Source organism: Pseudoalteromonas espejiana DSM 9414 (assembly GCF_002221525.1).
GTDB classification, from domain to species: Bacteria; Pseudomonadota; Gammaproteobacteria; order Enterobacterales; family Alteromonadaceae; genus Pseudoalteromonas; species Pseudoalteromonas espejiana.
Map to the genome: position 1 here is coordinate 142,670 of NZ_CP011029.1, position 14,118 is coordinate 156,787.

Sequence of the window (14,118 nt, forward strand, 5' to 3'; positions counted from 1 at the left end):
AAAAATTTGCTAAATTATTCTCATGAAGTAGAGTCATTATGTGTATACATGTTGTATTGATTTTTACCCCATTCAAGGAATGATATGAAAGCGCAAGTAGAGGCTATTCAGGGAGTTATATTTGATTTAGATGGTACTTTGGTATCGTCGGAGTTGGACTTTTCCCTTATAAAAGCACAAATAGGTTGCCCATGTGAGCAAGACCTACTTGATTATATTGCACAGCTTCCTTCGCCTTATATGCGCGAAGAGGCAATGAATATAGTGCATCAACACGAACTGCAAGATGCGCAGTTTGCCACTATATTACCGGGCGTTACAGAAGCTGTTAACGCACTAAAAGTTAAAAATATTCCTATGGCGATTGTGACCCGCAATTTTGATAAAGCGGCTGCAATTAAGCTTCAAAATAATCCCCTTCCCATCGAAACGGTTTTAACCCGGAGTGATGCGCCAGCAAAACCAGATCCAAGTGCTTTAAATGCTATTTCGACACTTTGGAATATTAGCCCAAGCAACTTACTATACGTGGGCGATTTTTTATACGATATACAAGCTGCGCACAATGCAAAAATGCGCGCCTGTTTATATGCCCCCGAGGCTACTCCTATTTATGCCGACCAAGCAGACTATGTTTTACGTGATTTTGTTGAATTAGTGACTTTAGTTGAAAGTTACTCACAAAAAGTTGAGTTATGTTAAATAAGCCTCTGCTTTAATTTTTGTGTGATAATCCTGGTTTAATTTAAATTTCATAACTAGCCCAATAGGGTTTGAATTGGTAAAATATTGGCAAAATTAACGTATTGATTAGAGGCACAAGATGGGCAGAGCATTTGAAGTCCGTAAGAGCTCGATGGCTAAAACAGCCAACGCTAAAACTAAAGTTAACTCAAAGTACGGTAAAGAAATTTACGTTGCCGCTAAAAATGGCGAACCAGATCCTGATGTAAACCAATCGCTGCGTCGCCTAATTGAAAAAGCAAAAAAAGACCAAGTGCCTGCGCACGTAATAGAAAAAGCAATTGAAAAAGCAGCCGGTGGAGCAGGGGAAGATTACGCAACTGCACGTTACGAAGGTTATGGCCCGGGTAACTGTATGGTGATTGTTGATTGTTTAACAGATAACCCAAACCGTACTATTAAAGATGTGCGTTTGCCGTTTACTAAAACAGAGTCAAAAATTGGTACTCCGGGTTGTGTTGCGCACATGTTTGATCATTTTGCTGTACTTGGCTTTGCCGGTGATGACGACGAAGTGGTACTTGAAGCCTTAATGATGGCAGATGTTGATGTAACCGATGTTGAAGTAGAAAACGGTAAAGTGTCGGTATTTGCACCACACACTGAATACTTTAAAGCTAAAACAGCCCTAGAAGAAAACTTTGAAGGCATTAACTTTGAAGTTGACGAAATTACGTTTGTGCCGCAAGTGCATGTAGAAATTGAAGATGAAGAAGTAATTGCCAACTTTGATAAGTTTATTAGCATGCTTGAAGATTGTGATGACGTACAAAATGTTTATCACAATGCGATTGTAAAAAACTAATAGGTAGCTTTAATTAGGCGAATTTGAGCTATTTTGCCGCTTAATAAAACAAAAAGCGCGTTTTGTGTGGGCAAAACGCGCTTTTTTAGTGTTAAATAAATGTTAGCTATTCAGCTAGGTTATGGTGCTACGCTTTATATTTTAAGCGGTAGCTATGAAGTAGCGGTTCGGTGTAGCCGCTAGGCTGGTTAGCTCCTTCTAAAACAAGGGCTAAAGCCGCTTGATAAGCAATGCTTGTTTTAAGTGATTGCTCGTTATTTGCCATTGGTTGGTAGGCGGCGTCGTGCTCATTTTGGCCATCAACCACTTTTGCCATTTTAGCCATAACTGACTCAATTTGTGCTTGTGTACATACCCCGTGATGTAACCAATTAGCCATATGCTGGCTTGAAATACGCAGTGTTGCTCTGTCTTCCATTAAGCCTATATGGTTAATGTCGGGCACTTTAGAGCAGCCAATGCCTTGATCTATCCAGCGTACAACATAACCTAAAATACCTTGCGCGTTGTTTTCAAGCTCACTTTGAATATCTTCTTTTGTAAGAGACTCAGGCTCTGCCATTAATGGCGGAGTGAGTAGGTCAGTTAGGCTGGCTATTTCGCGCTGTTCAATGCTTTTTTGCTCTGCAAATACGTTTACATCGTGGTAGTGCATGGCATGCAATGTAGCTGCTGTAGGGGAGGGCACCCACGCAGTATTAGCGCCAGATTGTGGATGGGCAAGTTTTTGCTCCATCATTAATGCCATTTTATCTGGCATTGGCCACATACCTTTACCTATTTGTGCCTTTTGAGATAAGCCACATGCAAGGCCTGTATCTACGTTACGGTCTTCGTAAGCTTTGATCCAAGGCTGCGCTTTAATAGCGGCTTTAGGCAGTACAACACCTGCGTGCATAGAAGTATGAATTTCATCACCGGTTCTGTCTAAAAAGCCGGTATTAATAAATACAACACGCTCTTTAGCTGCGTGTATACAGGCTTTTAAATTAACCGATGTGCGGCGCTCTTCATCCATAATACCCATTTTAAGGGTGTTTTTAGGCAGGTTAAGTGCTTGCTCTACCATGCTAAATAATGTGTTAGTAAAGGCGACTTCTTCTGGGCCATGCATTTTAGGTTTAACGATATTAATGCTTTGCGCGCTGGTGTTTTTAATACCCGTTTGTTTATTTAAATCGTGTAGGGCAGCGGTTGCTGTGAACATTGCATCCATAATTCCTTCAAATACTGGCTGGCCGTAAATATCGGTAATGGCGGGGTTGGTCATTAAGTGCCCTACGTTACGTACAAACATCATACTGCGGCCTTTTAGCGTAACATTACTGCCGTTAAGCGCAGTGTAGTGTCTGTCATTTTGTAATGCGCGCTCTATGGTTTTATCACCTTTTTTGAACGATTCAACCAAGTTACCTTGCATTAAACCTAGCCAATTTTGGTATACCTGTACTTTGTCTTGGGCATCTACTGCGGCTACTGAGTCTTCACAATCCATTATGGTAGTGAGGGCGGCTTCTAATGCTACATCTTTTAATCCGGCTTTGTCGGCTTGGCCAATAGGGTGGTGGTGATCTATTTGTAGCTCTACGTGTAAACCATTATTTTTTAATAAAATAGCACTTGGGTTTTGCGCTTCACCTTGGTAGCCAATAAGTTGTTCAGGGTTTTTAAGCGTGGTGTGCGAGCTATCTCTGAGGGTGATAGATAGTGCGCCTTCTACAATTGAGTAGTTAGTGCTTTCTATGTGTGAGCCATTTTCAAGAGGCAGCGCTTTATCTAAAAATTGACGTGCATACGCCATGACTTTAAAGCCGCGTACCGGGTTATAGGTGGTGCCTTTTTCTGCGCCATCGTCTTCGCTAAGTACGTCGGTGCCGTATAGTGCATCATACAATGAACCCCAGCGCGCATTAGCTGCATTAAGTGCAAAGCGTGCATTACTTACCGGTACTACAAGCTGTGGACCAGCAGTAAGGGCTACTTCGGGCTCTACATTTTCGGTTTCTATATTAAAGTGAGCAGGTTCGGGTACTAGGTAGCCTATTTGCTGCAAAAACGCTTGGTATTTAGCGCTGTCCCACGTTTTATTAGCTTGATGGTATTCATCAATTTGTTGTTGTAGCTGCTCTCGCTTAGCTAACAGTGCCTTATTTTGCGGTGTTAGCGTTTGTACTATGTGTGCAAAGCTTTGCCAAAACTGTTGCTCCGATAATTGCGTGCCAGGCAGTAGCTGTGTTTTAACGAAGTTAGCTAACTGTGTGTCTACGCTTAGCCCTGAGTGTGTGAGAGTGTGTGCCATATTTACCTTCCTTAAACGGTCGCGATGTTGTTGTGCGTTAGAGCAACAATAACGCAAAAGTCGTTACTTGCGTGCTTTTTAACCATTCACAAAATATATAGCCGTAATAAAAACTATAAATTTACTAAATCTAAAAAATAAGCCTAATGTTGAATTAAGCGATACGGAGCACACACTCCTAGCCACTCTCACAATAATTGAATAATTTATAGACCCGTTCGAAGGATTTTATTATGACAACATATACACGTGAAACCGATACTCTAGCAACGCTTTGTCAATCTCAAGGTAATGCATGGAAAGCCATTAACCCTGAATATGCAAGCCGCATGCGTTTACAAAACCGCTTTCGTACTGGGATTGAAATTGCACAATACACTGCCGATGTAATGCGTGAAGATATGGCCGCATACGATAAAGACACAAGCCAATACACACAATCTTTAGGGTGCTGGCATGGTTTTACTGCGCAACAAATGATGATGGCTATTAAGCGCCATCAAAAAACAACTAAGCGTAGTTATGTATATTTAAGTGGTTGGATGGTTGCAGCACTGCGTTCTGCGTTTGGCCCTCTACCTGATCAAAGCATGCACGAAAAAACATCAGTGCCTGCACTTATTGAAGAAATTTATACCTTTTTAAAACAGGCCGATGCGCGTGAGTTAGACCACTTGTTTAATGACCTTGACGAAGCAAAGGCAAACGGTGGCGACGTACAAGCAGTGCTTGATAAAATCGATAACTTTGAAACTCATGTTGTGCCAATTATTGCCGATATTGATGCAGGTTTTGGTAACGAAGAAGCCACTTACTTACTTGCTAAAAAAATGATTGAAGCGGGTGCATGTGCCATTCAAATAGAAAACCAAGTGTCTGACGCTAAGCAGTGTGGCCACCAAGCAGGTAAAGTAACCGTGCCGCACGAAGACTTTTTAGCAAAAATTAATGCTGTACGTTACGCATTTTTAGAACTTGGTATAGATAACGGTGTAATAGTAGCGCGTACCGACTCACTAGGTGCAAGCCTTACGCAAAAAGTACCGGTGTCTCAAACTCCTGGTGATTTAGCTAGCCAATATAATGCCTTTTTAGAGACTACACCTATTAATGGCGTAGATGATTTAAATGAAGGCGATACAGCAATGAAAATTAATGGTGAGCTTTGTAAACCAACTCGCCTTGAAAATGGCCTTTACCAGTTCCGCGAAGGTACAGAAAAAGACCGCGTAGTGCTTGATTGTGTAACAAGCTTACAATCGGGTGCAGATTTACTGTGGATTGAAACCGAAAAACCACATGTTAAACAAATTGCAGAGCTGGTAAACCGCGTTAAAGAGCAAGTACCTGATGCTAAGCTTGTTTATAACAATTCGCCATCATTTAACTGGACACTTAAGTTCCGCGAACAAGTGTACCAAGAGTGGCAAGAAGCGGGTCGCGATTTGAGCGCTTACCCAAGTCTTGGTGATAACAAAGGCTTTATGGCGCCAGAAATGGATGCAACAGAGCTTGCTGCTGAAGCGGATGTATTGGTTCAAAACTTCCAACGCGATGGCGCACGTGAAGCGGGTATTTTCCATCATTTAATTACTTTGCCTACGTACCATACGGCTGCACTGAGCACCGATATTTTATCAGAAGGGTACTTTGGTGACATGGGCATGCTTGCTTATGTACGCGATGTACAACGCCAAGAAATTCGCCGCGAACAAGCCTCGGTTAAGCACCAAGACTTAGCAGGCTCTAATATTGGTGATACACATAAAGAGTACTTCTCTGGTGATAACGCCCTTAAAGCCGGCGGTGAAGACAACACCATGAACCAGTTTTAACCACGCTATATAGTGTTACTCAAGGGCCGTAAGGCCCTTTTTTATTGCCTGATTATTTATGAGATCACGTTTTAACTAGCTATTATGTTTTTAGATCAGCGTTTAACTAGCCTTATGATTTTTAGATCAGTGTTTAACTAGCTGTTGAATTAAAGCGCTTTGATGGCTTATTTTGACTTTAAAAGGGCTAAAACACGGTAAATATTTAGCCAAATAGGCCGTTTTTTATATTTTATGGCGGTTATTACAAAATAATAAACCGAATTTTTACTAACTAAGCGCCGATATAAAGCAATTTTTTACTAACTGAGTGCTTATAAACAGTGACTCAAACCGATTTTTTACTAACTCATGCCGTAAAAACTGCAATAAACCGAAATTTTACTAACTGAAAAATAGCTAAGTCCGATATGTATAAATACATAAACTGTAAAGGGGGTTTACAGTTGTGGGTTTATAGCAAAAAAATAGCCACAAAAGTGTGGCTATTGTATAAATTAAACTCAGTAGTTATTTTTTATTGGTGTGTTTATCAAACCACCATTGAATGTAGGCCACTTTGGTCATTAAGTTAGAAGGGCGCGCTGTAATTCCATGCGACGCATTTGGAATGCGTACCATAGCGGTATCAACCCCTTGAAGTTTTAACGCTTGGTAAAATTGCTCTGTTTCTGAGATAGGAGTTCGGTAATCTGATTCACCCGTTAAAAGCATGGTTGGCGTTGTTACATTACCTACATAGCTAATAGGTGAACGCTTCATGTAGTGCTCAATATGATCCCATGGTTTACCCGGAAACCAGTAATCAGCGAAGAATGGATAGAAGTCGGCAGTTAGTACAAAGCTGAGCCAATTAATAACAGGTTTAGCAACTACGGCTGCAGCAAACCTATCAGTATGACCTACAATCCACGCTGTTAGTACACCACCGCCAGAGCCACCGGTTACAAATAATTTTGATTCGTCAATAAAGCCTTTCGCTATTAATGCATCAACGCCTGTCATTAAGTCATCGTAATCATTACTTGGGTAATTATGATGAATTGTTTGGGCAAATTTTTTGCCGTATGAATCACTACCGCGCGGGTTCATGTATAAAACCACATTGCCTTTGGCGGCAAATAACTGAACCTCTGCACTGAAATGTGGCCCATAGTTAGCAACAGGGCCGCCGTGAATTTCGAGTACCAGTGGGTATTTTTTTGATTTATCAAACCCTGGTGGGTATGCAATCCAGCCTTGAATAGGGAGTTGGTCGTGGCTTGATTTAAGCCAAATTTCTTCTACTTTCGCCAGTTGTTTGTCATCAAGTGCATCGGCATTGAGTGTGGTTAGGCGTTGCGCTTTTCCGCGCTTAATGGTGGCTATATCGGCTGGGCGTTGTGTATCACTAAGCGTAAAGGCAATTTCGCCATCCTCGCTCACATCAAAATCTCCTCCAGAATAAGGGCGACCAAAAGCAACACTACCGATTTGCTCAGTGATCACTTTACGCTTGCCACTGCGAGGCTGATAGGCAAGGGCTGTTTGACCTTCATCTGCATAGCTAAAATAAACGCCTTTAGAATTAGCACTCCACTTTATTTGGCCAACACTTCTATCAAAGTTAGGCGTAAGGCTTGTTGTTTTACCAGACTTTAAATCGCGAATATAAAGTTGGGTATTTTCGTAATTGGTACGCTTATCGTCATAGCCTGTGTAGGCTAAATAACGGCCATCGGGAGATACTTTAGGTTGTTGGTCTGGGCCATTTCTAACGGTTACTGGCTCAATAGCTAGAGTGTTTAAGTTAAGTTTATACACTTCGCTATTGGTAGGTTTTAACTGATTTTGAGCGTGTCTATTAGCTGAAAAATAAAGTGATTTACCATCTTTACTAAAACTTACCTCACCTGCATTATCAAATTCATCATCAGTGAGCTGCTTTGCATTACCGCCATTTGCATCAATTACAAATAGTTGGCTAAAGCCTTTTTGTGTGTAACCACCGCCATCGGCTCGGTAATAAACATCATCTATAAATTTAGCAGGCTCTGCCCATGAAGCGCCTTTTGGCTTGCCAGGTAAATTAATGGGTGGTGCACTGCTACTTGGTACAAACATGCTAAAAATAAGCTGGTTAGAATTAGGGCTCCACGTAATGGCTCGAGGGCTTGCAGTTAGATTACTTATTTTGGCAACCGCACCGGTTTTAAGCCATTTCATATATATTTGGCTGCTACCATCGCGATTAGAAATAAAAGCAAGGCGTTGGCCATCTGGTGAAAGCACCGGTGAGTAATCCATGTGCACGCCGGAGGTAAGTGGCTGCAGTTGCTTAGTTTTGTAATCAACAGACCATATATTACTCACTTTGCGGTCGGTTTTTATATCCATACGATTACGTACAAAATAAACCGTTTTACCGTCGTCAGTAATATCTATCTGATTTGCGTATTCTAAATTAAATACATCTTGAAGTTGGAGTGTGTCAGTGCTTGCGTAAGCTAACTGGCTGCAGCCTAACGCTAAACTACTGCTTAAACTCAGTGCAAATAACTTTTTCATTAATGTTCCCTGTTGTATTTTTAGTTACTCTATAAGTAGTTATATGTTAGCTAAACAGGGATTAAAAGAAGGATGCGATGAAGCTCTTATTTAACTCTATGAGTTAAAGCTGTAAAGGGCCTTTACAGCTTATAATTTTGACCAGCTAATTATTCAGCAGAGTTACAAAGTGACTTAATGTCTTTTATAAGCGCAATGCCATCGGCGTTATCACCGTGTACACATAAACTATTTGCATCTAAGTTGAGTTTTTTCCCGGAGCGGGTAGTTACACAGCCATCTTTTAGTAGCTGTTTTACTTGTGCCATAAGAGCTGCTTTATTGTGCACGCTGCCATCAAGATGGCGAGACACTAAGTGACCTTCATCTGTGTATTGCCTGTCGGCAAAGGCTTCTAAAATAAGTTCTACACCTAAGCTATTGGCTGCAAAAGTATGCTTGGCGGACTCTTTAGTGGCTAAAATCATTAGTTTTAATGGGGAAGGGTAGTGTGCGATGGCGGTAATAACAGTTTGTAGAATGTGATCGTTTTTCATCATGTCGTTATACAAAGCGCCGTGTGGCTTAACATAGCTTAAGGTTAAGCCTTGTACTTTAGCCATGCCTTCTAGTGCTGCTATCTGATAATGAAGGCAATTAGTCAGTTCTTGTGCGCTAAGTGACATGGAGCGCCTACCAAAGCCTTGCTGATCGGGGTAACTTGGATGCGCACCAATTTGTACATTGTGTTGCTTAGCCAAAAATAGGGTATCGGCTATTACATCAGGGTCTCCACCATGGAACCCACAGGCAATATTTGCCATATCAATATGAGGCATTACCTCAGTGTCTAATCCCATTGTCCATGCGCCAAAGCTTTCGCCTAAATCGCAATTAAGTTTCATTTTAAAACCCTTGTTATTATTATTTTATGGTTACCGGTAACTCACCGTTTGCACTGGTGCTACCTAATAATACATTAGCAAGCGCTGTAAAAGCAGGGCCAGCAACTATATTGTTTTTATCTGTATCGATATTATACGCATAAGAGGCAAGAACTGCATCTGCACTGTTGCCAAACTGTGCGATGTCGTAGGGGGCACGTAAGCTTATAAACACCGTTTTTTTGTTTTGCGACTGAGCATAACTAAGCAATGATGCCAATGCTTTAGGTTGTTGTGCGCTGTTAAGTGAAAAATTAGGATCGTCTTTTAAATCATCCATACCGCCTATTTCTACCGCGCTCTGATTAGGGGTTGCGTTGCCGGCAATGATTACATCGGCCTGTTTTATAAAGTGTTGTGCATCGGTAGGTTTATACCCTTGCAAGCTACTGCAGCTAAAGCTAAGCGATGCTGAACTTGCCGCTTCAAGTGCTTGTTGCATAGCCATACATTTTCGCGTATCGGGCATAATTATATGTACATGCTGACCTTTTGTTAGTTTGAGTGGTAAAGCAGCATTATTATTTTTAACCTCGGTTATAGCATTTACGGCAAGCTCGGCTTCTATTTTTCGGTGAGCTTGCGAGCCTATAATTTGCTTTGCATCAACCAGTGCATTAAATGCATCAAAGTTGGTGGTTAACTTAAATGTATTTTTGAGAGAAGTAATACGCATCGCCGATTGCGCAATTTCGGTTTTGTTTAGCTGCTTTGTGTTTACCGCTGTAACTAGCTCTTCTATTAGTTTATCTAGGGTGGCTAAATTATCCGGTGTTCTTATTTCTATTGGCATTAGGGCTAAATCTACACCGGCTGAAAAAGTATTAATTACCGCTTGGGTAGGAGTGAAAAAATGGCTAATGCCAGCCATATCGAGTGCGTCGGTAACGACTACGCCTTGGTAATTTAATTCGCCTCGTAAAATATCAGTAATGATAGTGCGCGACATAGTGGCAGGTTTAATCATACTTTTGCCGTCAACACTTACAAAAGTACTGCTATCGAGCTGTGGGTATTGAATATGCGCCGTCATAATCATCCCAGGGTTTTGTGTAGCAATAATATGTTTAAATGGGGCGAGATCTTGCTGGTAAATTTCTTCTTTAGAATGGTTAACTTGTGGCAAGCCTGTATGGCTATCTACGTTGGTATCACCGTGGCCAGGGAAATGCTTTAACGACGTTATTACCCCATTGTTTTCGTACCCTGCAACTTGGGCTGCGCCAAGCTTGCTAACCAAAGCCGGGTTTTCACCAAATGAGCGTACATTGATTACCGGGTTATCGGGGTTCATGTTTACATCTACTGTGGGAGCGTAGTTAACATTAATACCTAACGATTTAAGCTCTTTTGCTATAACCGTTGCTGTTTGCGTTGCGTATTTAGTGCCATGCTTTTTATATGTAGCACCAATAGACATGTTACCTGTAAATGATGTGGCAATATCGCGCGGTAATCTGGCAACGCGTCCGCCTTCTTGATCGATTGAAATAAACAGCGGTAATTTGCTACTTGATTTACTAGCCGCTTGTTGCAGCTGACTATTTAAATTTATGGTTTGCTCAATTGATTGGGTATTTTCTGAAAATAAAATAACGCCGCCAATATTATGCTTTGTAATGGCTGCTGCTAGTTCATCAGGTAATGAAGTAACCGGTGTTCTGCATTGCTTAGCGGTGCCTTGTTGGCAAAAATAGCGCAAATCGAGAATTAGCTTTTGTCCTATCTGTTGTTCAAGAGACAGTGTGGGTTTAGCAAAAGAAGATTGTAATGGCATTAAGCACCCAGATAAAAAAACAATAGTTGATACAACGTACTTATTTAGCAAAATACTCTCCAAAGCTAAATAAAATAGATAAGTACACGCAGCTTATCTACTTTTAGGCGCAACTGCAAAGCGACTGTAGCGATTAAGGCAGGGGGCATATTAAAACAGTATATTTAATGGTTTAATGTTCAGCATGGAGTTATAATTGAACGCTTTGCGTACACTTTTGTGTGTAGTTATGAATTGGTTTTGGAAGAGTTTTGTTTAAAAAATTATTACCGGCTTTAAATTTAAGGCTGCTTATTTTGCTGCTCGCTTTTTCTGCAGCAACAAGCACACTAATAGGTAGCTTTTACTCTACTTATCAAGTTCAAAAAGAGCAGCTTACCGCTTTTACGCTTAAAAGTAATTTGGCCTATGCACAAAAGCTAGCTTCTACAACTGATAACTTTTTAGAATCAGCCCTTCAGCAGCTTGCTTACTCCGCTAAAGTGATTGAGCAAGCTACAGATGATATAAAGCAGCTAAATAACGAAGCGATTAGATTAAACCATCAAACAAATAGCTTTAATTCTGTGGTTATTAATATTGATGGAATAATAGCGGCAACATCACCACGCTTTGAAAAAATTATAGGCAAACCTATTAATTCACCTGGCGCATTAGAAGCATTAAAAGAAAAACGCCCATTAGTAAGCCACCCTTATATGTCGGCGGCGGGGAATTTAATTGTTTTTATATCGCATCCACTTTTTGACTCACAAGGGAATTATTTAGGCTACATTGGTGGCTCCTTATATTTAAAAGAAAAAAACATTCTTAATGCGCTACTTGAGCAGCACTACTATGAAGGCGGCTCTTATCTTTATGTTGTGAGTTCAGATAAGCGAATTCTTTATCACCCAGAACCGAATAGGATTGGCTCAGTTGTTACTAACAATGCAGTTATAGATGCCGTGCTAAGTGGCGAAAAAGGAGTGTTGCAGGTCACCAATAGCAAAAATAAACCTATGCTTGCAGGGTATGCCCCCGTTACATTGTCTGGCTGGGGGATAGTGGCGCAGAGACCTTTAAAGTCGACCTTATCTTCGTTAGATACATTAACTGTTGAAGTGATTAAAAGAACAATTCCCATGGCGTTAGTTACATTTATTTTTATTGGATTATTTGCTCACTTTATTGCAAGACCACTAAAGCGATTAGCGGATAACGCAAATACACTTGATACACCTAAAAGTTTAGAAAAACTTAAAAATGTAAAGTCGTGGTATTTTGAAAGTCATCAACTTAAAACGGCAATGTTAAAAGGGGTGTCGTTATTGCAAAGTCAGATAGGGCAGCTGCGCCATGATGCGCAAACAGACCCTTTAACGGGGGCACATAATCGACGAAGTTTAGATAGTATTGTTGACTGCTTAATAGGTGAGCAAACGCCATTTGCCATATTAGAAATAGATATTGATTTTTTTAAGCGCGTAAACGATACTTTTGGCCACGATATTGGTGATGAAGTATTAAAGTCGCTAACTAATATTATTAAAAGTTTATGTCGTAAAGGCGATATTGTAGCGCGCACCGGTGGCGAGGAGTTTATTCTTATTTTGCCTAATGAGGATAGCAAAAGCGCGTTTCATATTGCACAAAGACTAAGAAATACGGTTGCCGATACACAAATGCAAACAGCGGGTTTTATAACGGTGTCTATTGGGATTGCTACGTGGCCGCATCATAGTGAAGATATAGAGCAAGTATATAAAAGTGCCGATAAAGCACTGTATTATGCTAAAAACCATGGCCGTAACCGTTGCTGTATTGCTGATTAATTAAGGAGTTGGGCTTAAATAAGTATTAATTTAAGTGTTTGGTTTTATAATTTTAAAGCAAGTATTTATGGGCTTAAAATTATAAAGGCTTGACATATATAGTTAACTCTATATAGTGGGCCGCAGCTAGAAAGAAAGCATGATAGTTTATAAATCTTTATTTCGTTGTTGTATAAGTAATACTTGTAGTACCGTCCTGAAGTTTTTAAGTACCATCTCATTTTTTGCTACACCCGCTCTTATGAGCATATTTTTTATTTTTATATCAGGATATTACAATGTCTAACATCGTATCAGGTACAGTTAAGTGGTTCAACGAGTCTAAAGGTTTTGGTTTCATCGAGCAAGAAAACGGCCCAGATGTTTTCGCACATTTCTCAGCAATCAAAAGCGAAGGTTTCAAAACTTTAGCTGAAGGCCAACGTGTAGAGTTCACTCTTTCACAAGGTCAAAAAGGTCCTCAAGCGGATAACATCACTCCGTTATAATTTTTACTTTTAAAGTAAAAATAAAAAAAAGCGCTTAAGGCGCTTTTTTTATGTCTAAAATTTGACTGTCCTACCTAAACACCTATTCTTTTATAACGATTTATTATGTTTTACGGTGTTATTATTTTTAAAGGCTTATTCTCACTTCTTTTTATATTTTGCGTACAACCTGTATTGGCAAATAACTTTAAGCTAACCATATATACTGATCATTTTGCACCGTATAACTTTTTAAACGATAAAGGCGATTTGACGGGTGTAAACTTTGATATCGTAAATACGTTATGCATTGACGCAAATGTAGAGTGCACATTTAAAGTACAGCCCTTTGCGCGTGCTATGAAGTCTGTGTCTTTAGATCCCCACTCTGCAATCTTTTCTGTAGCTAAACATGAAAACCGGGTAAGTGTATTCAATTGGCTTGGGCCATTAGTTTCGGGAGAAACTTACTTTTATAAGTTGGCCACTAATAATAAAGTACAGGGCGCTAGTTTGAGTGAGCTTAAAAGTTATACTTTAGGTATTGTTAGAGGAGATATATACGGCACGCTTGCTGAAAAGGCAGGCTTTGAGCGCGACAAAAACCTCTTAATAGTGGCTCATGAACAAGAGTACATTGAGTTATTTATAAAAAGCAGGTTAGATTTAATAATGGGGTCGGAGCAAGTCGTTAACAACCAACTTAAGGCATATGGTTTATCGCTAAACAATGTTGAACAACTGTATGAGCTGCCTGTACCGCCCTCACTAAGAGATAACTATTTAGCGTTTAATAAACAGGTGCCTTTAGAGATTACTAAGCGCTTTGAAATTGCTTATAACAAGCTTGTACAGGAACACGGGCTGGCGCGTTTTATGAGTCCCTATGAAAACTAACTGAGCTAAA

General features: G+C 40.3%; 10 protein-coding genes. 6 read left to right on the forward strand and 4 right to left on the reverse strand.

Features of this window, described 5'->3' with window-relative positions:
• The first annotated feature begins 84 nt into the window (after positions 1–84).
• Together PESP_RS17555 and PESP_RS17560 are read left to right on the forward strand one after the other, a co-directional pair.
• Positions 85–702 (forward strand): HAD family hydrolase, encoded by a 618-nt coding sequence (locus PESP_RS17555; protein WP_089349326.1) that lies wholly within the window; start codon positions 85–87, stop codon positions 700–702.
• Positions 703–823: 121 nt separating this feature from the next.
• Positions 824–1,549, forward strand: a complete 726-nt coding sequence (locus PESP_RS17560) for a YebC/PmpR family DNA-binding transcriptional regulator (RefSeq protein WP_089349327.1) — start codon at positions 824–826, stop codon at positions 1,547–1,549.
• 127 nt (positions 1,550–1,676) lie between these two features.
• Here PESP_RS17560 and PESP_RS17565 read toward each other — a convergent pair whose 3' ends face one another.
• A complete protein-coding gene (locus PESP_RS17565; RefSeq protein WP_089349328.1) occupies positions 1,677–3,848 on the reverse strand; it encodes a malate synthase G in 2,172 nt (723 codons plus the stop codon).
• 233 nt (positions 3,849–4,081) lie between these two features.
• Between PESP_RS17565 and PESP_RS17570 the strand changes: the two genes are divergently transcribed.
• Positions 4,082–5,683 (forward strand): isocitrate lyase, encoded by a 1,602-nt coding sequence (locus PESP_RS17570; RefSeq protein WP_089349329.1) that lies wholly within the window; start codon positions 4,082–4,084, stop codon positions 5,681–5,683.
• Positions 5,684–6,193: 510 nt separating this feature from the next.
• On the opposite strand, the gene PESP_RS17575 is transcribed toward PESP_RS17570, so the two are convergent.
• The 3 genes from PESP_RS17575 to PESP_RS17585 form a co-directional block, all read right to left on the reverse strand.
• On the reverse strand, positions 6,194–8,230 hold the full coding sequence (locus PESP_RS17575) for a S9 family peptidase (protein WP_089349330.1): 2,037 nt from the start codon (positions 8,228–8,230) through the stop codon (positions 6,194–6,196).
• Positions 8,231–8,379: 149 nt separating this feature from the next.
• Positions 8,380–9,114, reverse strand: coding sequence for a 5-oxoprolinase subunit PxpA (locus tag PESP_RS17580; RefSeq protein ID WP_089349331.1), 735 nt, complete (start codon positions 9,112–9,114; stop codon positions 8,380–8,382).
• A gap of 19 nt (positions 9,115–9,133) precedes the next feature.
• Positions 9,134–10,930 carry a glycoside hydrolase family 3 protein gene (locus tag PESP_RS17585; RefSeq protein ID WP_089349824.1) on the reverse strand — a complete coding sequence of 599 codons (1,797 nt, stop codon included), beginning with the start codon at positions 10,928–10,930 and terminating at the stop codon, positions 9,134–9,136.
• A 251-nt stretch (positions 10,931–11,181) separates the two neighbouring features.
• On the opposite strand from PESP_RS17585, the gene PESP_RS17590 reads away from it, so the two are divergent.
• From PESP_RS17590 to PESP_RS17600, 3 genes are all read left to right on the forward strand, one after another.
• Entirely contained in the window at positions 11,182–12,744 is a 1,563-nt protein-coding gene (locus tag PESP_RS17590) for a sensor domain-containing diguanylate cyclase (RefSeq protein WP_425439922.1), read from the forward strand.
• 278 nt (positions 12,745–13,022) lie between these two features.
• Entirely contained in the window at positions 13,023–13,232 is a 210-nt protein-coding gene (locus PESP_RS17595; RefSeq protein ID WP_004587186.1) for a cold-shock protein, read from the forward strand.
• 105 nt (positions 13,233–13,337) lie between these two features.
• The gene (locus tag PESP_RS17600) at positions 13,338–14,108 is read left to right on the forward strand and encodes a substrate-binding periplasmic protein (RefSeq protein ID WP_089349332.1); all 771 of its coding nucleotides are present in this window, start codon (positions 13,338–13,340) and stop codon (positions 14,106–14,108) included.
• Positions 14,109–14,118: the final 10 nt, after the last annotated feature.